The sequence below is a fragment of the Plantactinospora sp. DSM 117369 genome (genome assembly GCF_053764795.1).
In genome coordinates, this window is the sequence record NZ_CM132446.1 from 7,271,926 (window position 1) to 7,296,362 (window position 24,437).

Here is a 24,437-nt window from a genome sequence, read left to right on the forward strand (position 1 = left end):
AGAGTGGGCGCGTACGTCCGTTCCGGCCCCGATCCGAACGCCCTTCTCCTCACGTGTCCGTTTGCCGCTTTCTCGCCCTCGATCACTCGTCGCGCCATTAGTACCGCCCCGCGCACTCTCTGCGACTTCGCAGCTCAAGGCCGGCATGTTTCCAGTTTCCGAAAACGCCTGTGGCCTGCGTCACATCAATTTTGGAAGGTGTTTTTCCGCGCCGGCACCCCGGGTACGGCCTGGAGCTAGACGAAATGCGTTTGCCGAAATCGCCGCAGCGCCAGGGACTCAGCAAAGGGGACGATGAAATGAATAGAGCGACGCAGATCGCGGTGGGAGCCGGCGTCGGCTACCTGGTCGGCCGACACCGGAAGCTGGGTCTGGTCGCGGTGCTGGGCGGTGCGGCGGTGGCCGGACGGCTCAGCGGCGATCGCCGGCTACTGCGCCGGGGCGCGAAGCTGCTCGGCGACTCCTCCGAACTGGGCCGGATCGCCGGGTTGGGCGCACCGCTGCTTTCGGCGACCCGGGCTGCCGCGACCAGCGCGGTCACCCGGCGGATCGACTCGGTCAGCGCGGGGCTCCGGGAACGGACCGACCGGCAGCGCGCAGCCGGGCAGCGCGCAGCCGGACGCGGGCGACCGGACGAGCCGGACGAGCCCGCCGAGCGCCCCCGCCGGAAGCTCTCGGACATCCGCCCGACGGCCCGGCGGGGTCGACGACAGGCCGACGTCGAGGACGACGACCTCGACGAGTTCGAAGAGGATCAGTACGAGGACGACGACTCGGTGGACGAGGAGCCGGACACCGAAGCCGACCTGCGGGACGAGGACGTGCGGGAGAGCGATGTCGACCACCCGGACGCCGACGCGGATGACACCGCCGACGCGGATGACGCCGACGACGCGGGTGACGCCGACGACCTGGCTCGAACCCGTCCGGCTGCCGGTCGGGAGAGCGAGCGGAAGCGTCCCGGATCGACGTCCCGGCAACCGGCCCGACGCCGGACTCCGACCGAGGCCGCTCCGGTGCGGCGGAGGACCCGATGAGCCCGGCCACCGACGCGGCGAAGAGCCGGCCCACCGGCGGGCGGACGGCGCGCTCGACCGGACTCACCGAGGCGCTCCGGGGCCTGGCCGGGGCCGCCGGTGAGCACGTCGTCGCGGCCGCAACCAGCCGGGTCGGCGGCACCACTGACCGGCTCGTCCGGTACGCCGAGCGCGGCGGCCCGGCCGGGGCGGCGGCGAAGGCCGGTGCCGGACGGCTGGCCGAGGGTTCCTCCCCGGTACAGGCCGGGTTGGCCGCCGGACTGGCCGCCGTCAAGGAGCGGGTCCGGACGGCGCTGGGCCGGGGCGGCGGCGCGAAGGAGAAGCTCAAGGTGACCAACATCGTGGAGTCGATCGACGTCGGCGTGCCACGGCGGCTGGCGTACGACCAGTGGACCCGGTTCGAGGACTTCCCCCGGTTCATGAAGAAGGTGGAGCACGTCGAGCGGGCCTCGGCCGAGGAACTGGCCTGGAAGGCACAGATCTTCTGGTCGCACCGCAGTTGGCGGTCCACCGTCACCGAACAGGTCCCGGACAAACGGATCGTGTGGCGGTCCACCGGGGACAAGGGCTCGGTCGACGGCGCGGTGACCTTCCACGAGATCGCCCCCGACCTGACCCGGATCCTGCTGGTTCTCGAGTACCACCCGCAGGGCCTGGTCGAACGGACCGGCAACCTCTGGCGGGCCCAGGGCCGCCGGGTACGCCTCGAACTCAAGCACTTCGCCCGGCACCTGATGACCCAGGCGATCCTGCACCCGGACGAGGTCCAGGGCTGGCGGGGTGAGATCCGGGACGGGCGGGTCTTCCGCGACGACGACTCGGCCCAACTGCCGGACGGCGCCGGGCAGCGGCGCCGGGACGCGCCGGAACGGTCCGGTGCCAGCGGCCGGGGCGGGGACGAACGCACCGGACGCGGTGGCGCGGGACGCGGTGGCAGCGGTGCCGAGCGCCGTGGTGACGGTACGGAACGCCGTGGTGACGGTGCCGAGCGGGTCGACGCCGAGCGGGTCGGACGTAGCGGTGGTGGAGGACGACGGCGATGACGGAGATCGTGCGACGGACGGACGGCGCCCCATCCGGTGGAGGCGACTCCTCGGACCTGGCCGAGGTGGTCGGGTTGATCCTGGACAAGGGTGTGGTCATCGACGCCCACCTGGCGGTCAGCCTGGTCGGCATCCGGCTGCTGACCGTCGACGCCCGGGTCGTGGTGGCCAGCGTCGACACCTACCTGCGGTTCGCCGAGGCGACGAATCGACTCGACCTGTCGGCGACCCGGGACAAGGGTCTGCCCGACCTCGTGTCCGGCCCGAAGGCCGGACTGGCGGAGAAGGCCGGGGACGCCCTCGGCGAGATCGTCGGCGGCAGCGGCCGGGACCGGGACCGCGTCCCCCGCCGCCGTCGCCGGGAGGAGGACTGAAATGACCAGCACATCCATCGACTCCGGCGTCGGGCAGCTCCTCTACGGGCTGGTGCCGGCGGATGTCGAGGTGACCCCGCAGGCTCGTGGCCTGGGCGACCCGCTCGGGCTGGTCACCACGATCCGGCATGGCGACATCGCCGCCCTGGTCAGCGAGACTCCCCTGGACGTACGGCTGGGACGTCCCGAGGACCTGCTGGCCTACCGTGACCTGCTGGACGGCGTCGCGGTGACCGCCGAGGTCCCGGTACTGCCGGTGCGGTTCGGCACGGTGCTGCCGAGTACGGCGGCGGTGACCGAACTGCTGGCCCTGCGCCATGACGAGTACCGGGCCGCGCTGGTCGAGCTGGACGGCCGGGTCGAGTACGTCGTCCGGGCCCGGTACGTCGAGCGGGCCCTGCTGACCGGCGTACTGGCCAAGGAGCCGGAGGCCGCCGACCTGCGCGACCGGCTGCGTGGCCGGCCGGCGGAGGCCGACGTCGACCTGCGGATCCGGCTCGGCGAGATCGTCGCTCGCGCGGTGGAGGCGCACCGGGCGGCCGACACCGAGCGGCTGACCGAAGCGCTCGACCCGTACTGCCTGGCCGAGGCGCCGCTGCCGGCGCACCACGAGCAGGACGCCGCCCGGGTCGCGTTCCTGGTCGAGCGACGGCGCCGGGCGGCCTTCATGGACGCGGTGCGGGACCTCGCCGACGCGTGGCGGGACTGGGCGACGGTACGGATGGTCGGCCCCGCCGCGCCCTGGGACTTCGTCCCCTCCGCGCCGGGACGGTGACGGCCGGTGTTGGGCATCCTGCTCTCCCTGCCGCTCGGCCCGGTACGCGGGCTTGCCGGGCTGGCCCGGCTCCTCCGCGACCAGGCGGAACGCGAACTGCACGACCCGGTCAACGTGCAGCGCGAGTTGACCGAGCTGGCCGAGGCGGCGGCGGCCGGCGAGATCTCCGAACCGGAACTCGCGCAGGCAGAGCAGCGGATCCTCGACCGCCTGATCGCCCGACCCGACGTGTCGGACGTGGTACCTGAAGGGAGATGACATGGCCGCGCGCACTCACCGCGCCGACCGCGGCCGGGAGCACGACCGCTACCCGGACCAGGACGACGACCATCGCGAGGAGGACGACCGCCGCGAGGAGGACGACCGCCCCGACGACGATCGGTACGACGAGGACGCGGACGACGAGGACCGGGCCGACGACGAGTCGGACGACAAGTACGACGACGAGTCGGACCACCGGACCGGGGACCGGCGGCGGCCGGCGCGGCGGCGTACCGGCCCGGCCCCGGTGGTCTCCGCGCAGGTCGCGGCCCGAAACGGCGCGCGACACATCGCCGGCCTGACCGGCAAGCAGGTCACCGGCGTCACCTCGCTGGACCGCACGGAGCGGGGCTGGGTGGTCGGTGTGGAGGTCGTCGAGGACGCCCGGGTGCCCTCCTCGGCGGACATCCTCGCGGTCTACCGGACGGAGCTGGACACCGGTGGGGAGTTGGCCGGCTATCGGCGGACCCGGCGCTATCCGCGCGGCCGGGGCGACAGCGGCACCGGGGCGGCGTGACCGACATGTCGATGCCACAACCGGCCTACGGCCACGGTCACGGCCGCCCGGCGACCAGCGACACCGGCAACCTGGCGGACATCCTGGAGCGGGTACTCGACCGCGGCGTGGTGATCGCCGGCGACATCCGGGTCAACCTGCTCGACATCGAACTGCTGACCATCAAGCTGCGCCTGGTGGTCGCCTCCGTCGACACCGCCCGGGAGATGGGGATCGACTGGTGGGAGCACGACCCGTTCCTCGGCGGCCGTTCCCGCCCGTCCGTCGGGTCGGGTGCCGACGCGGGACGGTCCGATCGGGCGCTGCCGAACCGGACCGATCGGCGGACGGAGGAGGAAGAAGAAGAAGAGGAGGAAGAAGAAGAGGAGGAAGAGGAGGAGGAGCGATGAGCGGCGGATCCGGGATCTGGCTGCACGCCGTGACCCGGCACCTACGGCCCGACCGGCTGGCCGGGCTCACCGGTACGGGCGGGAGTCCGGTCGAGGCGGTGTGGGTCGGCGACCTGGTCGCGGTGGTGACGCCGGTGGATCTCGACGAGTACGGCGAGGCGGCACTGCACCGGAAACTGGGCGACCTGCGCTGGCTGGCGGCGGCGGCGAACGCCCACCACCGGGTCATCGCGGCGGTCTGGCGGCTCGGCCCAGTCCTGCCGACCCGGCTGGCCACCGTCTACCGGGACGAGCCAGCGCTCCGGGCGGGGCTGCACGACCTGCGGGCGGAGTTCGTCGCCGCCCTCGATCGGCTCACCGACCGGGCCGAGTGGGGTGTGAAGGCGTACTCGGTGCGCGTGGCCGAGGAGGCGGCGGCGACGACCGCGCGGCCGTCCGGCGGCGGTGCCGGTGCGGAGTACCTGCGCCGCCGGCGCGCCGCGCTCACGGCGGGCGAGGCGGCCCGGCAGGCGGCGGCGGAGGGCGCCGAAGCCGTACACGTGGCGCTGGCCGGGTACGCCGAGGCGGCCCGCCGGCACCGGCCGCAGGACCGGAGCCTGAGCGGGGTACCGGACCCGATGGTGCTCAACGGCGCCTACCTGCTGCCCGGCGGGCGCGCGGCGGGATTCGGGAACCTGGTCCGGGAGCTGGGCGCCCGGTACCCGATGCTCCGGCTGGAGCTGACCGGCCCGTGGCCGCCGTACTCGTTCGCCGGGCTCGACGACTTCGCCGGGCTCGACGACACCGGCAGGCTCGATGACACCGGCGGGCTCCACGACGCCGGTCCCGGCCCGGCCACCGCTGCTGGAGTGCGGCGGTGACCGGGCGGGAGGTGGTGGACAGCCGGCCGGTCGCGCTGGTCGACCTGCTCGACCGGGTACTCGCCACCGGAGTCGTGGTCAGTGGCGACCTGGTGCTGTCGATCGCCGACGTGGACCTGGTGTACGTCTCGCTGCGGGCGCTGCTCGCCTCCGTACGCGCCGCCGACCGCCGGGACCCGACCGACGGCGGTACCCCGTGCTGAGCCCGGAGCAGCGCCGGCCGGGGCGGGTCGAGGTGGACCGGGGTGGGGTCGAGCGTGGCCTGGCCGGCCTGGTGCTCACCATCGTGGAGCTGCTGCGGCAGTTGATGGAACGGCAGGCGCTGCGCCGGATCGACCAGGGTGACCTGACCGAGGAACAGATCGAGCGGGTCGGCAGCACCCTGATGGCGCTGGACGAGCAGATGACGGAACTGCGGGAGCACTTCGGCCTGACGCCGGAGGACCTCAACCTCGATCTCGGGCCGCTCGGCCCGCTGCTGCCCCGGGACTGACCGGAGCCCGCCGGCTGCAGGTGAGCGGGACCGGAGCCGGTCGGGTGCCAGGGAGCTGCCCGGATCCCGGCCGCCGGCGCCGCCGGTGCGACACTGGCCCGGTGTCACCGCCCGAATCCGCCGCCGATCTGCCGGTCCGGCACGTCCTGCCGGCCCTGACCGAGACGCTGGCGGAGCATGGCGCCGCCGTGCTGGTGGCGCCGCCCGGGGCCGGCAAGACCACGCTGGTCCCGCTGGCGCTGGCCGACCAGGTCGACGGGCGGATCGTCGTCGCACAGCCGCGCCGGGTCGCGGCCCGGGCCGCCGCCCGCCGGATGGCGGAGCTACGCGGCGAACGGGTCGGCGAAACCGTCGGGTACGCGGTGCGCGGCGAGCGCCGGACCAGTGCCCGGACCCGGATCGAGGTGGTCACCACCGGCCTGCTCGTGCAGCGGCTCCAGCACGATCCGGAGTTGCCCGGCGTCGGCGCGGTACTCCTCGACGAGGCCCACGAGCGGCAGCTCGACGCCGATCTGGCCCTGGCGTTCGGCATCGAGGTCCGGGCGGCGCTCCGTCCGGAGCTGCGCCTGCTGGCGATGTCCGCGACCGCACAGGCGGAGCGGCTCGGCGACCTGCTCGGCACGGCGGCGGAGCCGGCCCCGGTGCTGCGCGCCGAGGGTCGGGCGTACCCGGTGGACGTGGTCTGGTCCCCGCCGCCCCGGCCGGTCGACCCGCCGCACGGGCTGCGGGTCGATCCCCGGCTGCTCGACCACGTGGCGGCGACCGTACGCCGGGCGCTGGCCGAGCACGACGGCGACCTGCTCGTCTTTCTCCCCGGCGCAGGGGAGATCAACGGTGTCGCCGGCCGGCTGACCGGGCTGGCCGGCACCGACCTGGTACGCCTGCACGGCCGGCAGTCCAGTGCCGAGCAGGACGCCGCGCTCCGTCCGGCCGCCGGTCGGCGCCGGGTCGTGCTGGCCACCGCCGTCGCGGAGACCAGCCTCACCGTGCCCGGGGTGCGGGTGGTGGTCGACGCCGGGCTGAGCCGGGTGGCCCGGACCGACCTGGCCCGCGGACTCGGCGCGCTGGTGACGGTGCCGGTGTCCCGGGCGGCGGCGACCCAGCGGGCCGGGCGGGCCGGCCGGGAGGCGCCGGGCCGGGTCTACCGGTGCTGGTCGGCAGCGGACCACGACCGGCTGCCGGCGCAGCCCGAGCCGGAGATCGCGGTAGCCGACCTCACCTCCTTCGCGCTCCAGCTCGCCTGCTGGGGGCGCCCGGACGGCGCCGGGCTGGCGTTGCCGGATCCGCCTCCGGCGGCGGCGATGCAGGTGGCTCGGGCCACCCTGGCGGCACTCGGTGCGGTCGCCCCGGACGGCCGGGTGACCGGGCGGGGCCGGGCGATCGCGGCGGTCGGCGCGCATCCACGGCTGGCCCGGGCCCTGCTGGACGGCGCTGCCCGGGTCCGACCGCACCGGGCCGCCGAGGTGGTCGCGGTACTCGCCGAGTCCGCTCCCGGTGACGACCTGGTCGCCACCTGGCGCCGGCTCCGCTCCGGTACGGACCCCGCCAGCACCAGGTGGCGGGCGGAGGTGAACCGGCTGCGGGCCGCCCTCGACGAGTCGCAGCCCTCCGCCGGGCGGGACGACCGAGAAGGCGGGCCCGACAACCAACGGACCGGACCCGACGACCGACGAAACGGACCCGACGACCAACGGACCGGGCGGGACGGCCGACGGAACGGGCCTGACGACCGACGGACCGTACCCGACGACCGGCAGACCGGGCCGGAACTGCCGGACGACCTGGCCGCCGGGCTGCTGGTCGGGCTGGCGTACCCGGAGCGGCTGGCCCGGGCCCGGCAGGCCGGCGCCGAGACGTACCTGATGGCCGGTGGCACCGCGGCGGACCTGGCGCCGGGCTCGCCGCTGGCCGGGGCGGAGTGGCTGGCGATCTCAGTGGCCGACCGGGCACCGGGCCGCCGGGGTGCGGTGATCCGCCAGGCGGCGGTGGTGGACGGGGCCACCGCCCGGGAGGCCGGTGCCGCGCTGCTCGGGCGCGAGCAGGAGATCGCCTGGTCCGGCGAGGACGTGGTGGCCCGCGAGGTGGAGCGGCTGGGCGCGATCGTGCTGCTGGACCGCCCGCTGGCCCGGCCGGATCCGGCCCGGGTCGCCGCCGCGCTGCGGGACGGGTTGCGTCAGGTCGGGCTCGACCTGCTGACCTGGACCCGGCCGGCGCGGGAGCTGCGGGCCCGGCTGGCGTTCTGCCGGCAGTCCCTCGGCGGCGAGTGGCCGGAGGTGACCGACGCGGCCCTGCTGGACCGGGCCGACGAGTGGCTCGGTCCGGAGCTGGCCACCGCCCGGCGCCGGGCCGACCTGGCCCGGATCGACGTCCCGGCGGCGCTCCGCCGGCTGCTGCCGTGGCGCGAGGCCGCCCGGCTGGACGAACTGGCCCCGGAGCGGCTCGCCGTGCCGAGCGGGTCACGGTACCGGGTGGACTACTCCGATCCGGCGGCACCGGTTCTCGCGGTCAAGTTGCAGGAGACGTTCGGGTGGCGGGACGTGCCCCGGATCGCCGACGGGCGGGTGCCGGTGCTGCTGCACCTGCTCTCCCCGGCCGGCCGTCCGGTCGCGGTGACCCGGGACCTCGCCTCCTTCTGGCGGACCGGCTATCCGCAGGTACGTGCCGAGTTGCGCGGTCGCTATCCCCGGCACCTGTGGCCGGTGGACCCGACCGGGGCGGCCCCGACCCGCGGCCTCCGACCCCGCCGCGGGTAGCCGGCCGCTGAACCTTCGTCAACCCGGACCGAGGTCGTGTTGTCGGTGCCGGGCAGGCCGTCGATCCGCGCGGTGGCCACGCTCGACGCCTCACCTGCGCGCGGCACCCACGAGGAGGGCTTCCGCTCCGCATACCCTCGAGGAGCCGGCACAGGCGCGGTCAGGGGATGTCGATGACGTCCGCGACCACGACGGTGATGTTGTCCGGCCCGCCGGCCCGCAGGGCCAGGTCGACCAGCCGCTGTGCGCAGCCGGCCGGTTCGGGGTAGCCGAGCAGCGCCTCGGCCAGGCTGTCCGGTCGGACCACATTGGACAGCCCGTCGCTGCACAGCAGCCACCGGTCGCCGGGTTGGGGCACCACGGTGGTGTAGGTGGGGGTCACCGGCTCGCCCTGTAGGGCCCGGGTGACCACCGCCCGGCGGGGATGGCTGTGCGCCTCCTCCGGGCTGATCACCCCCTCGTCGACCAGCATCTGCACGAAGGTGTCGTCCCGGGTGAGCTGGGTCATCGTGCCGCCGCGCAGCAGGTACGCCCGGGAGTCGCCGACGTGGGCCAGAGCGAGGCAGGCACCGGTACGGGCGAGCAGCAGCGCGGTGAGGGTGGTGCCCATGCCCTGCCGGTCCGGGTCCTCGGCGATCGCTGCCCGGATGCCCGCGCTCGCCGTGTCCACGGCGCCCTGCAGGGCGGCGACCAGCCCCTCCTCCGGAGTCTCCACGTCCAGCGGCCGGATCGCGTCGATGGCGATGGTGCTGGCCAGGTCGCCGGCGGCCATTCCGCCCATGCCGTCGGCCACGGCGAGCAGCCAGGGTCCGGCGTGCACGGAATCCTGGTTCGCGCCTCGGATCAGGCCACGGTCGCTCACCGCCACGGATCGCAGCTTCAGGCTCATGGCTGGCAGCCTGCCAAAAAGACGGCCGAAATGCTTGCAGTAGATCACCAACGAGCCGGAGTGGCGATCGAAATTTACCGTACGTGGCTACGGTGATCACGAACCGCGAGCCGTTCCGGCGCCGGTAGCTGGTCCGCAGCCACCCACCGGCCGGAATTCGATCCAGCTCGGTCGATTGACATGCCGGAAACGGACTGGCAACATCGGCTCCGTATTGGGAGCGCTCCCACCAGCGCTGCCGGTTCCACCCCCGCGAACCCGAGTGCTTCACCGCCGCGAACCCGAGTGCTGCGGGCCCGCTGGCGGCACACCCACCGGAAGGGATCCCCCGTGCTCCGACCCCGCCACCGCCACCGCCGGCCCGCCCGCGCGGTCACCCTGCTCGCCACCGCCGCCCTGCTGCTCACCGGCACCGCCACCGGGGCGCAGGCCCGGCCCGACGGCCCCGCCGGCACCCTGGCGCTCACCGAACACATCGTCAACGGCACCTTCACCGACAGCACCGCCCCGTGGTGGTCCACCACCAACCTCACCCTCGCCCCGGTCGACGGCCAGCTCTGCACCGAGGTCCCCGGCGGCACCGCCAACCCCTGGGACGCCAGCCTCGGTCACAACAACATCCCGCTGGGCGACGGTGCCGGCTACGCGCTGAGCTTCCGTGCCTCGGCCAGCGCGCCGGTCACGGTGAAAGCGAACGTGCAGCTCAACGAGGACCCGTACACCACGGTCTTCTCCCGGGACGTCGCGCTCGACGCCACCGCCGAGGAGTTCGGGTACGAGTTCACCGGCACCCTCGACTCGGCCAACGGCACCCTCACGTTCCAGCTCGGCGGCGCCGCCGAGGCGTACACGTTCTGCCTGGACGACGTCTCGCTGAGCAGTGACGCCGACACCGGACCGCCACCCGGCGGCGCCGAGCAGTTGACCAACGGGGACTTCGCCGACGGCACCTCCGGCTGGTACTCCTACGGCACCACCTCCACCGGGGTGACCGACGGCCGGCTCTGCTCCGAGGTGCCGGGCGGACTGGCCAACCCCTGGGACGGCGGCGTCGGGCAGAACGACGTGACGCTGATCGACGGCGAGTCGTACACGCTCTCCTTCGACGCCTCCGCCGCACCCGGCGCGACCGTACGGGTGGCGGTGCAGCTCGGCGTCGACCCGTACACCTCGTTCTTCGCCGAGGACATCACCTTCGGCCCGGAGGCGCAGCACATCGAGCGGACCTTCACCGCCACCGCCGACACCGAGGCCGCCCAGGTGGCGTTCCAGGTCGGCGGCGCCGCCTCGGCATACACCTTCTGCCTGGACAACGCCTCGCTGCTCGGTGGCGAGGAGGAGCCGCCGTACGTGCCGGACACCGGGCCGCGGGTCCGGGTCAACCAGGTCGGCTACCTGCCGGCCGGGCCGAAGAACGCCACGATCGTCACCGAAGCCACCGAGCCGCTGGGCTGGGAGCTGAAGTCGGCCGCCGGTGCCGTGCTGGCCAGCGGGCAGAGCACCCCGCGCGGCGTGGACCAGGCGTCGGCGCAGAACGTGCACACCGTCGACTTCTCCGCGTTCCGCACCCCGGGCACCGGCTACACGCTGACCGCCGACGGCCAGACCAGCCACCCGTTCGACATCTCGACCGACGTCTGGAAGCAGCTCCGCTCCGACTCTCTCCAGTTCTTCTACATCCAGCGCAGCGGGATCGCCATCGACGGCGACCTGGTCGGCGAGGCGTACGCCCGGCCGGCCGGGCACCTCGGGGTGGCGCCGAACCGGGGCGACACGGACGTACCCTGCCAGCCCGGCGTCTGCGACTACCGCCTCGACGTCCGGGGCGGCTGGTACGACGCCGGTGACCACGGCAAGTACGTGGTGAACGGCGGCATCGCCACCTACCAGCTACTGAGCGCCTTCGAGCGGACCAAGACCGCGCCCACCGCCGGCGGCGGTGCGGCGCTGGCCGACAGCACGCTGCGGGTGCCGGAACGCGACAACGGCGTGCCGGACATCCTCGACGAGGCGCGCTGGGAGCTGGAGTTCCTGCTCCGGATGCAGGTACCGGCCGGGCAGCCGCTGGCCGGGATGGCCCACCACAAGATCCACGACCAGAACTGGACGGGGCTGCCCCTGCAACCCGAGGACGACCCGGAGCTGCGCGAACTGCACCCGCCGTCCACGGCGGCGACGCTCAACCTGGCCGCCACCGCCGCGCAGTGCGCCCGGCTGTACGCCCCGTACGACGCCGCGTTCGCGGAGCGCTGCCGGACCGCGGCCAGCACGGCGTACGCGGCGGCCAAGGCCAACCCGACCCGGTACGCCGATCCGCAGGACGGCAACGGCGGTGGCTCGTACAGCGACGGCGACGTCACCGACGAGTTCTACTGGGCTGCCGCCGAGCTCTACCTGAGCACCGGTGGCGCGTCCTACCTGGCCGACCTGACCGCCTCGCCGCACCACACCGACGACGAGGTCTTCGGGGCGCACGGCTTCGGCTGGGGCAGCACCGCCGCGCTGGGCCGACTCGACCTGGCCACGGTGCCGAGCGGCCTGCCGACGGCCGAGCGGGACCGGATCCGCGCCTCGGTGGTGGCCGCCGCCGACGGCTACCTGGCCACCGCGCAGGGCCAGGCGTACGGGCTGCCGATGCCGGGCACCCCGGGCAGCTACTTCTGGGGCGCCAACAGCAACGTCATCAACAACGCCGTCGTACTGGCCACCGCCTTCGACCTGACTGGACAGCCGAAGTACCGGGACGGCGCGGTGCAGGGCATGGACTACATCTTCGGCCGCAACGCGCTGAACCAGTCGTACGTGACCGGGTGGGGCGAGAAGGCGTCGAAGAACCAGCACAGCCGGATCTTCGGCAACCAGTACGACGAGTCGCTGCCGAACCCGCCGTCCGGCTCGATCGCCGGTGGCGCGAACGCCAGTCTCGACGACCCGTTCGCCGAGGAACTGCTGGAGGGGTGCGCCCCGATGTTCTGCTACGTCGACGACATCGCCTCGTACGCCACCAACGAGGTGGCGATCAACTGGAACTCGGCGCTGGCCTGGATCGCCTCGTTCCTCGCCGACCAGGGCGGCGGCACCTCGGTGCCGGCCGGCTCCGGCTGCCGGGTGACGTACGTCAACCACGGCGCCTGGGCCGAGGGCGGCGGGTTCACCGGGCAGGCGACCATCACCAACACCGGCAGTACGCCGATCAACGGCTGGACGCTGAGCTTCGCGTTCAACGGCGACCAGAAGGTCCGGGAGGCGTGGATGGCGAAGGTGACCCAGTCGGGCGCCCGGGTCACCGCGCGGAACGAGTCGTACAACTCGCGGATCATGCCGGGCGCCAGCCAGATGTTCGGCTTCAACGCCACCACCGCCGGTGGCCCGAACCCGAATCCGGTGCTGTTCACGGTCAACGGGGTGCCGTGCGGCTGACCCGGTGACGCGGTGGAGCCCCGACCCGTGCGGCGACGGGTCGGGGCTCCGTCCCGGTCAGCGCAGCCAGTCGAGCAGCCGGTCGCCCTGCTGCCAGACGGTCAGTGCGGAGAAGACCCCGAAGAGCAGCACCGACCAGACCAGCGCCGCCACCCGGTACGACCGGGGCCGGATCTGCTCGGGCAGCACCCGACGGTTGAGCAGCAGCAGCAGGATCGAGTAGAAGAACATCATCAGCCCACCGACGCAGGCCGAGATGACCAGCAGGATCAGCGGCTGGTCGAAGCCGGCCAGCAGGATGGCACAGCCGAGCCCGACCAGCCCCCAGACCAGCGCGAAGTAGATCCGGCTCTCGGAGAACCGGGGCAGGTACGCCGTCTTGAGCACGTCGGCGGCGAGCCGGCTGGTGTAGTCGACGATGCCCATCGCGGCGGCGAAGAGCGAGAGCGCTCCGACCACCCAGAACAGGGTGCCGAACCACGGACCGACGATCTCCTTCAGCCGCTCCCCCTCGACCTGGAGGAACGAGACGCCGTTGGCCAGCCCGGGCACCCCGTACACGGTGGAGTAGGCCAGCAGCGAGGTCAGCACGATGGTGACGAACGAGATCAGCGCGAAGGTGACCGCCTGCTCCCGGTTGGCCAGCCGCCACCAGCGCCGCCAGCGGGCCAGGTTCTCCTCGGTCGGCTCGAAGACGAAGCCACGACCGTCCGGGGCCGCCTCCTCCCGGCCGGTGACCGGGCTGACCAGCCGGGGCACGTACGTGCCCATGCCGTAGCCCTTGTCCCGGATCCAGTTGGACTGCACCAGGTTCTGCCCGCCGCCGGCACCGGCGAAGACCAGCGCGGAGAGCATCAGCGCGAAGCCGAGTTCGGTGGGGAACTCCGGGGCGGTCACCGCGGTGGGCAGGTCGCCCCAGGCCCGGGCCGAGATGGCGAAGACCACCGCGACCGCGATGAAGACCAGCACCAGGCCGACCTTGACGAACTCGACCCGCTCCAGCGCGGTGTAGACCACCGGGGCCAGGGTGAGGGTGGCGCCGATCAGCAGCAGCAGGCCGACCGCGATCCAGGTGGCATCGCCGCCGAACAGGTACGTCAGCATGGTGGCCGAACTGGACGCCCAGCCCGGCCAGAGGTTGGCGAAGTAGACCATGATCGCGAAGACCAGTCCCCAGTGCCGCCAGAACCGCGAGAAGCCGGTCAGCGCGGTCTCCCCGGTGGCCAGGGTGTAGCGCTCGATCTCCATGTTCAGGAACCACTGGGTGACGATGCCGACCGCGGCGGCCCAGAGGAAGACCAGCCCCACCTGCGAGGCGATGTACGGAAAGAGGATGAACTCGCCGGACGCCAGACCGACGCCGGCCGCGATCACCCCCGGTCCGATGATCGACCAGGCCGACCGGGGTGGTGGGGGTAGTTCCCGTACGGTGACGCCGGGCAGGTGTTTCGTCGGAAATCGGTCGGCGGCGGTCTGCGTCATCGGTGACCTCCAGGGGACGGGCACCGGCCCGGCGCTCCGGACACCGCCCGGGCGTCTCGGTCAGCGGGGCCGAGTGCGAGCTCGATTCGCAGTGGTGGTGATGGATAGATCTTCTGCCAACATGGACGCTGTGCCTAGGGATGAAATCGTCGTCCGGCGCGGTGGTTCCGACGACGTCGCCGCGGTGCTCGCCCTGCTCGACGGCGCCACCCGCTGGCTGGTGGAACGCGGCCGCACCGGCCAGTGGGGCAGTGCGCCGCACTCCGGCAACCCGCGCCGGATCGCCCAGGTCCAGCGCTGGGCCGCCGAGGGCGGCCTCTACCTGGCCGAACTCGCCGGCCGCCCGGTCGGGGCGATCGTCGTCGGCGCGGCGGTGCCGCACGTCCCGGCCGCGACCGAACCCGAGCTGTACGTCAACCTGCTGGTCAGCGACCGGGCCCACGCCGGGCGGCGGATCGGCGCGCGACTGCTGGAGTACGCCGAGGAACTCGCCCGGGCCCAGGGGCTCGCCCTGCTCCGGGTGGACTGTTACGCCGGTGACGACGGCGCCCTGGTCCGCTACTACGAGAGTCAGGGCTTCACCGCCACCGAACCGTTCACCGTGCCGCTGGTCGACCGGTCCTGGCCGGGCCAGCTTCTCGAACGCCGCCTGAGCCGCCGTACCGGCGAGGACGGGCCGGCCGGGACCTGAGCCGGGCACCGGGTCAGCCCCGCTCCGACCCGCCCGTCCGCAACTCGGGGAGCACCTTTGCCCCGAAGGCGTCGACGAAGGCGTCCTGCCGCTGCCCGACGTGGTGCAGGTAGATCTCGTCGAAGCCGAGGTCGGCGTACTCGCGCAGCAGGGCCGCGTGCCGGCCGAGGTCGGCGGAGACGTTGACCACCTCGGCGACCCGTTCCGGCGACACCTGCTCGGAGAGGACGTCGAAGTGGTCGGTCAACTCCAGGTCCCAGCAGACCGGCGGGGCGAAGACGTTGCTGCGCCACTGGTCGTACGCGATCCGGGCCGCCTCCGCCGGGTCGGGCGCCCAGCTCAGGTGGACCTGGAGGTGCAGCTTGCCCCGGCCGCCCGCGTCCCGGTAGGCGTCGACCATCCGGCGCAGCCGGGACACCGGCGCGTTAACGATGATCAGGCCGTCCGCCCACTCGGCGCACCACCGGGCGGTCGCCTCGGTCACCGCGGCGCCGACCAGCGCGGGCGGTTCCGCCGGCCGGGTCCAGAGCCGGGCCCGGTCCACCGTGACCAGTCCATCGTGGCTGACCTCCTCGCCGGCCAGCAGCGCCCGGATCACGTCGACGCACTCCCGCAGCCGGGCCGTCCGGATCTCCTTGCGCGGCCAGCCCGCCCCGGTGACGTGCTCGTTGCTCGCCTCCCCGGTGCCCAGCGCGGCCCAGAACCGGCCGGGATACATCGCGGCGAGCGTGCCGATCGCCTGCGCGACGATCGCCGGGTGGTAGCGCTGGCCGGGCGCGTTGACCACGCCGAACGGCAGCGTGGTGGCCTGGAGCGCGGCGCCGAGCCAGGACCAGGCGAAGCCGGACTGCCCCTGCCGGGCGCTCCACGGCGAGAAGTGGTCGGAAGACATGGCCGCGTCGAAGCCCGCCTCCTGGGCCCGGACGACGGCCCGGAGCAACTCGGCGGGATGGATCTGCTCGTGTGAGGCGTGAAGCCCGAAGACCGTCATGGCGGTCTCCCGTACCCCGCCGCACCCGGCCCGCACACCCGGTACGCCGACGAGGAAACTTTTTTCCACCTGAACCGCGCGGCGCTTGCGCACCGCGTCCGCCCTTGCGGCCCACCGCACCGCAAGGGCAGGTCGAACATGTCCAATATCCGCGGACCGTCAATCGGGCCGGTACGGCGGTGTGCGCTACTCGCTGTGCGCGCCCGCGCCGGGTCCGCCCGAGGACCCCGCGCCGATCCAGACGGCCTTGAGGTTGCAGAACTCCCGGATGCCCTGCGCCGACAGCTCCCGGCCGTAGCCGGAATTGCCGACTCCACCGAACGGCAGTTCCGGATAGGACGTGGTCATCCCGTTGACAAAGACCATTCCGGCGTCCAGGTCGGCGACGAAGCGCTGCTGCTCCGCCGGGTCCCGGGTCCAGGCGTTGGCGCCGAGACCGTAGTCGGTGCCGTTGGCCACCTCGATCGCCTCTTCGTAGGAGCCGACCCGGTAGAGCCCGGCTACCGGGCCGAAGACCTCGTCGGCGTACATCCGCATCTGCGGGGTCAGCTCGGTGACCACGGTCGGTGGGTACCACCAACCGGGCCGGTCCGGCACCTCCCCGCCGCAGAGCACCCGGGCCCCCTTGGCGACGGCGTCCCGGACCTGCTCGGCCACCTCGTCGCGACCCCGCTCGGTAGCGAGCGGCCCGACGTCGGTCCCGTCGTCCATCGGGTCGCCGACCCGCAGCGCCGACATCCGGGCCACGAACGCGTCGGTAAACTCGTCGTAGACGTCGGTGTGCACGATGAACCGCTTCGCCGCGATGCAGGACTGGCCGTTGTTCTGGCAGCGGGCCACCGTGGCCACCTCGGCGGCCCGGGCCACGTCGGCCGAGGGCATCACCACGAACGGGTCACTGCCGCCGAGTTCGAGCACGGTCTTCTTGACGTACTTCCCGGCGATGGACGCCACCGACCGGCCGGCGCCCTCGCTGCCGGTCAGCGTCGCCGCCCGGACCCGGGGGTCGGCGAGCACCTGCTCGATCCGCTCTGCACCGATCATCAACGTCTGGAACGCGCCGGCCGGGAAGCCGGCCCGGCGGAACAGCTCGTCCAGATAGAGCGCGGTCTGCGGCACGTTCGAGGCGTGCTTGAGCAGACCCGCGTTGCCGGCCATCAGGGCCGGTGCGGCGAACCGCATCACCTGCCAGAGCGGGAAGTTCCACGGCATCACCGCCAGCACCGGGCCCATCGGGAAGTACCGGCCGTACGCCGAGGTGGCACCGATCGAAGCGGCGTCGGCGGGCTCGTCGGCGAGGAACCGCTCGGCGTGCGCCGCGTAGTACCGGCAGGCCGCCGCGCACTTGGCCACCTCGGCCTTGGCCGACGCGTACGTCTTGGCCATCTCCGTCGTCATCATCCGGGCCACGCCGTCGCACTCGACCTCCAGCAGGTCAGCCGCGGCGGACATCCACCGGGCCCGGTCGGCGAAGGTGGTGCCGCGCAACTCGTCGAAGCCGGCCGCCGCCCGGGCGAGGGCGGCCGTCAACTGCTCGTCCGTCATCTCGTCAAAGGTCTTGAGCACCTGTCCCGTGGTCGGGTCGATGGTGGCGATCGACATGTCGTACTCCCTCCGATGTCGGCGGATCGGGCGGCGCGCGGGTCACGGGCGGGCCGGACCGGCTCCGTGTTCACTCGAAGAGCGAGTGCTTCGTGCCCGGCGGCTCCTCCCGGCGCCGCGCGGCCCGGCGCCGCTGCACCACCGCCATGTCGATCACGGCGGCCAGGGCGAGGATGCCGAGGACCACCGCGAGGACCAACAGGTCGGCCCGGAGCGCCAGCACGCCGAGCACCACACAGATCACCAGACCGAACGCGGCCAGCACCAGGCGCAGGTTGAGCGCGCTGTACGGGTGGCCAACCGTCCCTTTCGCCCCTCGGGGCTGCGATCTCGCGGCCATTTCGCCGAACTACCCGGTATCGGCCCGGACTAACCTGGCCGGCCGCCCTTGGGCCGCCGCCCGGCGCGGCTCGTGACCCTGAAGACGACGCCCGGCGTGCCGCCGGTCCGGCCCGGGCCGGTGGGGGATTTCGCCGCCCGGTGGGTATAACGGGTGGATGACGACCGGTCCCACTCCCCCGCCCAGCCACGCCGACCTGCTGACCCGCCCGCTCTTCGCGCACCTGGCGACCACCCGCCCGGACGGCGGGCCGCAGAGCAACGTGATGTGGTTCGACTGGGACGGCGGGCTGATCAGGATGACCCACACCAAGCGCCGGCAGAAGTTCCGCAACGTGCGGCGCGATCCCCGGGTCGCGCTCTCGATCGCCGACCCCGACGACCCGTACCGGTTCCTCGAGGTGCGCGGTGTGGTGGAGAAGGTCGAGGACGACGACGAGGTCGCGTCCTTCTACCGTTCGCTGCAACAGCGGTACGACAACGTCTACGAGATCAAGGACGCGCCGGAACGGGTCATCGTCACGATCCGGCCGGAGAGCTTCGTCGCCGTCACCAACGGACAGCCACAGCGCACCCGCTGACCGTCCACCCCGGGTCACCGCCGTCCTCCCCGGTTTCGCTGCCGACAGGGTGTGCCACCGGACGTCGGGTGTCCGTGATCCGCGTGCCGGCGGTGGCCGGCGAGGGTTCCGGGCCGGCGGCGGCGCCGCGTACAGTTACGGAGCGATTGCTGTCCGCTCTGCACCGGGGGAAGCATGCCCAGACGTTGGACCGCCGCCGTCACCGCGCTGCTCGCGGCCTTCGCGCTGGCCTGCGAGGGGTCCGACGGCGGCGGCGGGGGCCAGCCCGATCCCCCGCCCGCCCCGCCCCGGCCCGGGCTGCCCGGCTCGATCGCGGCGCTCGGCGACTCCATCACCGCCGGCTTCGGCTCCTGCCTGATCCTCGCCGCCTGCCAGCGCAACTCCTGGTCGACCGGGGAGAGCAGCCGGGTGGAGAGCCTCTACCGGCAACTCCGCGAGGTGAACCCGGCCATCCGCGGCAAGGCGCACAACGAGGCGGTGAACGGGGCCCGCGCCTCGGGACTGGCCAGCCAGGCCGCCGCGGCGGTACGCGCCAGGGTGGACTACGTGACCGTACTCATCGGAGCGAACGACGCCTGCCGGGGCGGGATCGAGGACATGACCGGTGTCGCGGCGTTCCGCACCGAGATCGACCGTGGACTCGCGACGCTGAAGAAGGGCCTGCCGAAGGCTCGGGTCCTGGTGGTGAGCATCCCGAACCTGTACCGGGTCTGGGAGGTCGGCCACGAGGACACCCGGGCGGTACGCGCCTGGCGGGGGCGGATCTGCCCCGCGTTGCTGGCCAGCCCCACCTCGACCGAGCCGGCCGACCGTACCCGCCGGTCGACGTTCCGGGCCCGGATCGACGCGTACAACGAGCAGCTCGCCGCCGCCTGCAAGGCGTACGGGTCCCGCTGCCGCTACGACGGCGGCGCCGCGCACCGGGTGCGGTTCGGCCTGGACCTGCTGAACCGGCTGGACTACTTCCACCCGAACGTGGCCGGGCAGAACGAACTGGCCAAGGTGGCCTGGCGGGCGTCGGGCCTGGCCGGTCAGGCCCGACGAGCCGACTGAGGCTACCGGCCGGGCGGCATGATCGCCCGGGGCCGGTACAGCTCCTGGGACCGGGCCGCCAGGCTCTTGGTGGCCGACGAGTTCGCCCAACTGCCGAGCACCACCGCCGCCCCCGGCACCGCCTTGGCGAGCAGCCGCTTCGCGGCCCGGACACCGGCCATCTGCGCCAGCTTCAGGCCGAGCCGCAACATCACCTGGGCCAGCGGGGTCTCCGACCGGCCCCGCAGCGCGTCGACGCGCTCCCGCCCGGCGGCCACTCCGAGCGCCAGCCGCGCCGTCTCGGCGATCTTGTGTACCCGTTGCAGCACCAGCAGGTCGGTGGCCCGGTCGGGGTGCTCGGGGTCGTGCCCGTACGCCGCCGCGACGTAGAGCACCATCCGGGCCTGGGTCCAGGCCAGCACACCCATGTCGAGGACCGCGCCGGGCAGGCCGGCGGCGCCGGATATCGCCCCGGAGACCCGGGCGTGGTTGACGAACTTCCGGATCGCCGTCTCGGCGATGGCCTCCGGCGTCATCTGCGGATACCAGGCACGGGTGCGCTCGGCCCAGGCCCGGGCCTGCGGCCCGATCCGCCGGACCGCCTCCAGGGCGAGGTGCTCCGGGGCGTACTGCGGATCGGCCTTCATCCGCTCCCACAGCCCGCTGGGTGGGGCGACGGTCAGCTCCGGGTCGTCGGCGGGCTCGGCCGGGGGCGGCTCGGCCGCGGTCGACTCGGCCGGGGACGGCTCGGCCGCGACGCCCGGGTCGACCTGGGCCACCCCGACGGCGGCGCCCGGTGCGGCGTCCGGACGGGATGCCGGCCCCGGGTTCGCGGCGGCCGGCGGCGTACGGTCGGTCGGCGGCACCGGCGCGGCGGTTCCGCCGCCGCCCGGCTGGGACTCGGTCACGGGACACTCCGGATGTCGAGGGAAGGAATCAGGGTACGACCACGGCCCGGCCAGGACCGACGAGCGGTACGCACCGCCGAGGGGCGGCACCCACGCCCAGATGGTCGACGATCGCGGCAGCCACCTGGCCGACGGTCAGCGCCGGCCGCGCAGCCGGGACACGATCCGGCGCATCCGGTGCTGGTTCGACGGCTTGGCGAATTCGCGCCGGCCCCGCTCGACGAGCTGCCGGCCCTGCGGGGATCTGAGGAACATTCGGATCCGTTGCACCAGTGACGCCATCTCGGTCCTCCTCGGGTGGTCCTGGTACCAGGTGTACCCGATCCCCGGCCGGGCCACACCGGCCGCGCGATTCGGACGGGTCCACGCCTCCATCGTGGCCGGACCGATCAAGTCGACGTCCCGTCCCGCTCAGCGCCAGGACGGGACGAGCGTGTCGACCACCCTGGTCGCCTGGCCCTCGTGCTTGGCGTAGTGCTCGGGGTAGGCCGAGTACTGCACCGCCTGGGCCGCCTCGGTCAGCCGCATCCGCTGCCACCCGGGCACCTGGCGCAGCGCCTCGAAGAACCGCGCACTCGCGTACGCCGGGTCCATCAGGCGGTTCACCGGGCCCCAGCCGCTGCTGGTGCGCTGCTGGAACAGCCCGACCGAGTCGTGGTCCCAGCCGGTGCCCTGGTGCCGGTAGCGCTTGGACTCCGGCAGCACCTCGCTGGCCCGGTTGAGCAGGTTGCTCTCCTGCATGGCGGTGGCCACCCCGATGATCAGGCCCCGGCGCGGCATCCCCATGTCCCGGCCGGTCCGGACGATGGCCCGGGCGTTGTCCATCTGGACCTCGGTCAGCCCGGCCACCGGTTTCGCGTCGTCCAGCGGGGAAGACGTGTCCGGGTCCGCCTCGTCCGACTTCGCGGCGCCCGACCGGTCGTGGTCGCCGGAGCGGCTCGGCCGGTCCGCCGAGCGGTCGGCGCCGGACCGGTCGCCGGTGCCGTCGTCCGGCCGGGAGAGCGCGACCCGGTCCTCGGCGTTCGCGGTGCTGCCGCCGGCGGGGTCGGCCGAGGGCGAGACCGCCTCGACGGCGGCCAGCACGCCGAGGCAGCAGAGCAGCCCGGCGGCCACCGCGACTCCGGCCGGGCGGCGCAGGCCGAGCCGGTCCGGCAGCCCGGTCCGGGCGGCCAGGGCGCCGGCCCGGACGGCGAGCCGGCGGGCGGGTGGTGCGGTCCGGCCGGCGGCCCGGCGCGCCGCGCGCTCGGCGGTCCGGACGGCGGGCACCCGGCGGACCCGGGCCAGCCCGGGCTCGACGGCGCGGCGGAGGCGTCGCGCCTGGGCTAGCAGCAGGGCCAGGACCGGCCCGGTGGCGACCCGCAGTCGGGCGGCCGCCACCCCCACCAGCCGGCCGGCCACGGTGGCGCCGGGCCGGACCGCCCGGTCGACGGCAGCGGCGGCCCTAGCGAGCCGGCGCGACACGGCCGGGCCGAGCGGCCGGAGCCGGCCGATCAGGGCCGACAGCAGGAGTACGAACCTCCGCAGCCGGGCCGGCGTGGGCCGGAGGGTCCCGGGCGACTGGCGCGGCACGGCGCCGGATGTCGGGTCGGAGGAGGAGGCATCATCCGATCGGACAGTGCTGGGCACGGCGGAGTTCGCGGTCTCAGAACGGTCGTCGTCAGGCATCCGACGAGGCTAGGCATGTCGAAGGCCGACTACGGGGAGTCACCAGGTGGGCTGCACCACATCTGCTGACCGAGCATTCGGTCAGTGGACCGCAGGCGCGGGCGGCGATGGCCAACCGGAACAAGCACGGCATTCCGGATAAATCACACTTCAGCCATCAATCAGCCGTATACCTTCTAATCAACCGTCACTCGACGCACCATCGACCGCCTCCTCCGATCGGCTGAGTCGTGCTCGGCCGGCCGGTCCCCCACCGGGTACCCGGACCGGTCCGTCTCGTGAGACCGTGGACTATGGCACCGGTCACCGACCCGCTTCCGCGCCGCGACCTCCGTCGGTTGCCAAAGACCAACCTGCACCTGCACCTCACCGGCTCGATGCGCCCGGAGACGCTGACCGAACTGGCGGACCGGGACGGGCTGCCGCTGCCCGAGCCGCTGCCGACCGGCGCCCTGCACGGCTGGGCCGCGTTCCAGCGCCGCTACGACCTGGCCCGGGCGGCGCTGCGTACCGCCGGGGACCTGAGCCGGGTGGTGGCGGAGGCGACCGCCGACAATGTCGCCGACGGCGCCGGCTGGGTGGAGATCCAGGTGGACCCCACGACGTACGCCGACCGGCTGGGTGGACTGGAGCCGGTGGTGGAGGCGGTACTCGCCGGGGCGGCCGGCGGGCGTACCGGAGTGGTGCTGGCGGCCAGTTGGGCCGGACCGCCGGCCCAGGCGGACCGGGTCGCCCGGCTCGCCGCCCGGTACGCCGGGCACGGTGTCGTCGGCTTCGGGCTCTCCAACGACGAGCGCCGGGGCCGGATCGCGGACTTCGTCCCGGCGATGCGGACGGCTACCGAGGCCGGACTGCTGGCCGTGCCGCACAGCGGGTTCTACGAGCCGGCCTGGCACGTCCGGGACTGCGTCACGCTGCTCGGCGCGCACCGGGTCGGGCACGGGCTGACCGCGGCGGCCGACCCGGCCACCCTCGACCTGCTGGCCGGGCGGGCGGTGGCGATGGAGGTGTGTCCCAGCTCATATCCGCCGTTCGGCGTCACCACCGGGCTGGCGGCCACCCCGCTGCGTGCCCTGCTCACCGCCGGCGTGCCGGTGGCGCTCGGCACGGACGATCCGCTGCTGTTCGGCACGAACCTGCTCGACCAGTACGTGCTGGCCCGGGACGTACTCGGCTGCACCGACGCCGAGCTGGCCACCCTGGCCCGGTCCTCGGTCGAGGCGTCCGCCGCGCCGCCGGAGATCCGCACGACGATGCTGGCAGGGGTCGCGGAGTGGCTCGGTGGAATGGACCAAGATAGCGGCAGCGTTTGCTACATCGGGGCGCCGTCCGCGAAGGCGCGTCCCGGCGTACCCCAAGGAGGTCCTGACCGGTGCTCGACCCGAACGAGCTCTACGAACTCACCGACGACCTGCCCGAGCTGGGTCAGCCGGTGCTGATCCAGGCGCTTTCCGGCTTCGTCGACGCCGGAAACGCGACCCGGCTCGCCCGGGAACACCTGGTGTCGACCCTCGAGTCCCGGACGATCGCCACCTTCGACGTCGACCAACTGCTCGACTACCGCTCCCGGCGCCCCACGATGATCTTCGTCGAGGACCACTGGGAGCACTACGAGCAGCCGAAGCTCGAACTGCACCTGCTGCGTGACGACGAGAACACCCCGTTCCTGCTGCTGTCCGGCCCCGAGCCGGACTTCCAGTGGGAACGGTTCATCGCCGCCCTGACCAGCCTGATCCGCCGGCTCGGCGTACGCGTGACGATCGGGCTGAACGCGATCCCGATGGCGGTGCCGCACACCCGGCCGATCGGGGTGACCGCGCACGCCACCCGGCCGGAACTGATCACCGGCTACGAGTCCTGGCTGCAACGCATCCAGGTGCCGGGCAGCGCCGGCAACCTGCTCGAGTTCCGCCTCGGCGAGCAGGGCCGGGACGCGGTCGGCTTCGCGGTGCACGTGCCGCACTACGTGGCCCAGACCGAATACCCGGGCGCGGCCGAACTGCTGCTCACCTCGGTCTCCCGGGCCACCGGCCTGCTGCTGCCCACCGAGTCGCTGCGGACCGCCGCCGAGGCCGTCCGGGTCGACATCGACCGGCAGGTGGCGCAGACCGACGAGGCGACCTCGCTGGTACACGCGCTGGAGGAGCAGTACGACGCCTTCACCCGGGGACGGGGCGGCCCGAACCTGCTCGCCAACCAGACCGGGCCGCTGCCCACCGCCGACGAACTCGGTGCGGAGCTGGAGCGCTTCCTCGCCGAGCAGGGCCGGCCGGGAGACAACCCGGGTAGCTGACGGCGGGACGCTTCCGCCGGGGCCCGTCGGCGGTGGTCCCCG

General features: G+C 73.6%; 25 protein-coding genes. 17 read left to right on the top strand and 8 right to left on the bottom strand.

Annotated elements, in window-relative coordinates; all coding sequences use genetic code 11:
- The first annotated feature begins 299 nt into the window (after positions 1-299).
- From ACSMXO_RS30705 to ACSMXO_RS30755, 11 genes are all read left to right on the top strand, one after another.
- Positions 300-1,037: a hypothetical protein gene (locus tag ACSMXO_RS30705; RefSeq protein WP_455414840.1), complete on the top strand. Its 738-nt coding sequence runs from the start codon at positions 300-302 to the stop codon at positions 1,035-1,037.
- On the top strand, positions 1,034-2,080 hold the full coding sequence (locus tag ACSMXO_RS30710; protein ID WP_455414841.1) for an SRPBCC family protein: 1,047 nt from the start codon (positions 1,034-1,036) through the stop codon (positions 2,078-2,080). The genes ACSMXO_RS30705 and ACSMXO_RS30710 overlap by 4 nt, the downstream gene beginning before the upstream one ends.
- Positions 2,077-2,454 carry a gas vesicle protein GvpJ gene (gene gvpJ / locus ACSMXO_RS30715; protein ID WP_455414842.1) on the top strand — a complete coding sequence of 126 codons (378 nt, stop codon included), beginning with the start codon at positions 2,077-2,079 and terminating at the stop codon, positions 2,452-2,454. The genes ACSMXO_RS30710 and gvpJ overlap by 4 nt, the downstream gene beginning before the upstream one ends.
- A 1-nt stretch (position 2,455) precedes the next feature.
- Positions 2,456-3,229, top strand: coding sequence for a GvpL/GvpF family gas vesicle protein (locus ACSMXO_RS30720; protein WP_455414843.1), 774 nt, complete (start codon positions 2,456-2,458; stop codon positions 3,227-3,229).
- Positions 3,230-3,235: 6 nt separating this feature from the next.
- Complete coding sequence (locus tag ACSMXO_RS30725; protein WP_455414844.1) at positions 3,236-3,487, top strand: gas vesicle protein GvpG; 252 nt, start codon at positions 3,236-3,238, stop codon at positions 3,485-3,487.
- Between the two features lies 1 nt (position 3,488).
- Entirely contained in the window at positions 3,489-4,007 is a 519-nt protein-coding gene (gene gvpO / locus ACSMXO_RS30730) for a gas vesicle protein GvpO (RefSeq protein ID WP_455414845.1), read from the top strand.
- A gap of 11 nt (positions 4,008-4,018) precedes the next feature.
- On the top strand, positions 4,019-4,396 hold the full coding sequence (locus ACSMXO_RS30735) for a gas vesicle protein (RefSeq protein WP_455414846.1): 378 nt from the start codon (positions 4,019-4,021) through the stop codon (positions 4,394-4,396).
- Positions 4,393-5,256, top strand: coding sequence for a GvpL/GvpF family gas vesicle protein (locus tag ACSMXO_RS30740; protein ID WP_455414847.1), 864 nt, complete (start codon positions 4,393-4,395; stop codon positions 5,254-5,256). The genes ACSMXO_RS30735 and ACSMXO_RS30740 overlap by 4 nt, the downstream gene beginning before the upstream one ends.
- Entirely contained in the window at positions 5,253-5,459 is a 207-nt protein-coding gene (locus ACSMXO_RS30745; RefSeq protein WP_346258861.1) for a gas vesicle protein, read from the top strand. The genes ACSMXO_RS30740 and ACSMXO_RS30745 overlap by 4 nt, the downstream gene beginning before the upstream one ends.
- The gene (locus ACSMXO_RS30750; RefSeq protein WP_455414848.1) at positions 5,453-5,749 is read left to right on the top strand and encodes a gas vesicle protein K; all 297 of its coding nucleotides are present in this window, start codon (positions 5,453-5,455) and stop codon (positions 5,747-5,749) included. The genes ACSMXO_RS30745 and ACSMXO_RS30750 overlap by 7 nt, the downstream gene beginning before the upstream one ends.
- Before the next feature lie 101 nt (positions 5,750-5,850).
- A complete protein-coding gene (locus tag ACSMXO_RS30755; RefSeq protein WP_455414849.1) occupies positions 5,851-8,502 on the top strand; it encodes an ATP-dependent RNA helicase in 2,652 nt (883 codons plus the stop codon).
- A gap of 160 nt (positions 8,503-8,662) precedes the next feature.
- Here ACSMXO_RS30755 and ACSMXO_RS30760 read toward each other — a convergent pair whose 3' ends face one another.
- Entirely contained in the window at positions 8,663-9,391 is a 729-nt protein-coding gene (locus tag ACSMXO_RS30760; RefSeq protein ID WP_346258864.1) for a PP2C family protein-serine/threonine phosphatase, read from the bottom strand.
- Positions 9,392-9,721: 330 nt separating this feature from the next.
- On the opposite strand from ACSMXO_RS30760, the gene ACSMXO_RS30765 reads away from it, so the two are divergent.
- A complete protein-coding gene (locus ACSMXO_RS30765; RefSeq protein WP_455414850.1) occupies positions 9,722-12,811 on the top strand; it encodes a glycoside hydrolase family 9 protein in 3,090 nt (1,029 codons plus the stop codon).
- A 57-nt stretch (positions 12,812-12,868) separates the two neighbouring features.
- On the opposite strand, the gene ACSMXO_RS30770 is transcribed toward ACSMXO_RS30765, so the two are convergent.
- Positions 12,869-14,293, bottom strand: a complete 1,425-nt coding sequence (locus ACSMXO_RS30770; RefSeq protein ID WP_455414851.1) for an Nramp family divalent metal transporter — start codon at positions 14,291-14,293, stop codon at positions 12,869-12,871.
- A 130-nt stretch (positions 14,294-14,423) separates the two neighbouring features.
- Between ACSMXO_RS30770 and ACSMXO_RS30775 the strand changes: the two genes are divergently transcribed.
- Positions 14,424-14,984 carry a GNAT family N-acetyltransferase gene (locus ACSMXO_RS30775; RefSeq protein WP_455414852.1) on the top strand — a complete coding sequence of 187 codons (561 nt, stop codon included), beginning with the start codon at positions 14,424-14,426 and terminating at the stop codon, positions 14,982-14,984.
- A 13-nt stretch (positions 14,985-14,997) separates the two neighbouring features.
- Here ACSMXO_RS30775 and ACSMXO_RS30780 read toward each other — a convergent pair whose 3' ends face one another.
- The 3 genes from ACSMXO_RS30780 to ACSMXO_RS30790 all read right to left on the bottom strand — a co-directional run bounded on the left by ACSMXO_RS30780 (position 14,998) and on the right by ACSMXO_RS30790 (position 17,917).
- A complete protein-coding gene (locus ACSMXO_RS30780; protein WP_455419346.1) occupies positions 14,998-15,975 on the bottom strand; it encodes a TIGR03885 family FMN-dependent LLM class oxidoreductase in 978 nt (325 codons plus the stop codon).
- Between the two features lie 186 nt (positions 15,976-16,161).
- Positions 16,162-17,577 (bottom strand): NADP-dependent succinic semialdehyde dehydrogenase, encoded by a 1,416-nt coding sequence (locus tag ACSMXO_RS30785; protein ID WP_455414853.1) that lies wholly within the window; start codon positions 17,575-17,577, stop codon positions 16,162-16,164.
- A 70-nt stretch (positions 17,578-17,647) separates the two neighbouring features.
- Positions 17,648-17,917, bottom strand: coding sequence for a DUF6343 family protein (locus tag ACSMXO_RS30790; protein WP_346258870.1), 270 nt, complete (start codon positions 17,915-17,917; stop codon positions 17,648-17,650).
- 157 nt (positions 17,918-18,074) lie between these two features.
- On the opposite strand from ACSMXO_RS30790, the gene ACSMXO_RS30795 reads away from it, so the two are divergent.
- Together ACSMXO_RS30795 and ACSMXO_RS30800 are read left to right on the top strand one after the other, a co-directional pair.
- Complete coding sequence (locus ACSMXO_RS30795; protein ID WP_346258871.1) at positions 18,075-18,497, top strand: PPOX class F420-dependent oxidoreductase; 423 nt, start codon at positions 18,075-18,077, stop codon at positions 18,495-18,497.
- 174 nt (positions 18,498-18,671) lie between these two features.
- A complete protein-coding gene (locus ACSMXO_RS30800) occupies positions 18,672-19,550 on the top strand; it encodes a GDSL-type esterase/lipase family protein (RefSeq protein WP_346258872.1) in 879 nt (292 codons plus the stop codon).
- 2 nt (positions 19,551-19,552) lie between these two features.
- Here ACSMXO_RS30800 and ACSMXO_RS30805 read toward each other — a convergent pair whose 3' ends face one another.
- The 3 genes from ACSMXO_RS30805 to ACSMXO_RS30815 form a co-directional block, all read right to left on the bottom strand.
- Positions 19,553-20,308, bottom strand: coding sequence for an EcsC family protein (locus ACSMXO_RS30805; protein WP_455419347.1), 756 nt, complete (start codon positions 20,306-20,308; stop codon positions 19,553-19,555).
- A gap of 264 nt (positions 20,309-20,572) precedes the next feature.
- A complete protein-coding gene (locus ACSMXO_RS30810; RefSeq protein WP_346258873.1) occupies positions 20,573-20,719 on the bottom strand; it encodes a hypothetical protein in 147 nt (48 codons plus the stop codon).
- A 129-nt stretch (positions 20,720-20,848) separates the two neighbouring features.
- Entirely contained in the window at positions 20,849-22,102 is a 1,254-nt protein-coding gene (locus ACSMXO_RS30815; RefSeq protein WP_455414854.1) for a hypothetical protein, read from the bottom strand.
- A 338-nt stretch (positions 22,103-22,440) separates the two neighbouring features.
- Here ACSMXO_RS30815 and add point away from each other — a divergent pair, with 338 nt between their 5' ends.
- Positions 22,441-23,541, top strand: coding sequence for an adenosine deaminase (gene add, locus ACSMXO_RS30820; RefSeq protein ID WP_455414855.1), 1,101 nt, complete (start codon positions 22,441-22,443; stop codon positions 23,539-23,541).
- Positions 23,475-24,395, top strand: coding sequence for a proteasome assembly chaperone family protein (locus tag ACSMXO_RS30825; RefSeq protein ID WP_346258876.1), 921 nt, complete (start codon positions 23,475-23,477; stop codon positions 24,393-24,395). The genes add and ACSMXO_RS30825 overlap by 67 nt, the downstream gene beginning before the upstream one ends.
- Positions 24,396-24,437 lie beyond the last annotated feature (42 nt).

Bases quoted from the DNA above. Each gene is read 5' to 3' on its own strand.
- ACSMXO_RS30760 (WP_346258864.1), bottom strand. From the start codon at position 9,391: ATGAGCCTGAAGCTGCGATCCGTGGCGGTGAGCGACCGTGGCCTGATC.
- gvpO (WP_455414845.1), top strand. From the start codon at position 3,489: ATGGCCGCGCGCACTCACCGCGCCGACCGCGGCCGGGAGCACGACCGC.
- ACSMXO_RS30770 (WP_455414851.1), bottom strand. From the start codon at position 14,293: ATGACGCAGACCGCCGCCGACCGATTTCCGACGAAACACCTGCCCGGC.
- ACSMXO_RS30710 (WP_455414841.1), top strand. From the start codon at position 1,034: ATGAGCCCGGCCACCGACGCGGCGAAGAGCCGGCCCACCGGCGGGCGG.
- ACSMXO_RS30800 (WP_346258872.1), top strand. From the start codon at position 18,672: ATGCCCAGACGTTGGACCGCCGCCGTCACCGCGCTGCTCGCGGCCTTC.
- ACSMXO_RS30780 (WP_455419346.1), bottom strand. From the start codon at position 15,975: ATGACGGTCTTCGGGCTTCACGCCTCACACGAGCAGATCCATCCCGCC.
- ACSMXO_RS30785 (WP_455414853.1), bottom strand. From the start codon at position 17,577: ATGTCGATCGCCACCATCGACCCGACCACGGGACAGGTGCTCAAGACC.
- ACSMXO_RS30790 (WP_346258870.1), bottom strand. From the start codon at position 17,917: ATGGCCGCGAGATCGCAGCCCCGAGGGGCGAAAGGGACGGTTGGCCAC.
- ACSMXO_RS30795 (WP_346258871.1), top strand. From the start codon at position 18,075: ATGACGACCGGTCCCACTCCCCCGCCCAGCCACGCCGACCTGCTGACC.
- ACSMXO_RS30735 (WP_455414846.1), top strand. From the start codon at position 4,019: ATGCCACAACCGGCCTACGGCCACGGTCACGGCCGCCCGGCGACCAGC.
- ACSMXO_RS30815 (WP_455414854.1), bottom strand. From the start codon at position 22,102: ATGCCTGACGACGACCGTTCTGAGACCGCGAACTCCGCCGTGCCCAGC.
- ACSMXO_RS30705 (WP_455414840.1), top strand. From the start codon at position 300: ATGAATAGAGCGACGCAGATCGCGGTGGGAGCCGGCGTCGGCTACCTG.
- ACSMXO_RS30720 (WP_455414843.1), top strand. From the start codon at position 2,456: ATGACCAGCACATCCATCGACTCCGGCGTCGGGCAGCTCCTCTACGGG.
- ACSMXO_RS30740 (WP_455414847.1), top strand. From the start codon at position 4,393: ATGAGCGGCGGATCCGGGATCTGGCTGCACGCCGTGACCCGGCACCTA.
- gvpJ (WP_455414842.1), top strand. From the start codon at position 2,077: ATGACGGAGATCGTGCGACGGACGGACGGCGCCCCATCCGGTGGAGGC.
- ACSMXO_RS30810 (WP_346258873.1), bottom strand. From the start codon at position 20,719: ATGGCGTCACTGGTGCAACGGATCCGAATGTTCCTCAGATCCCCGCAG.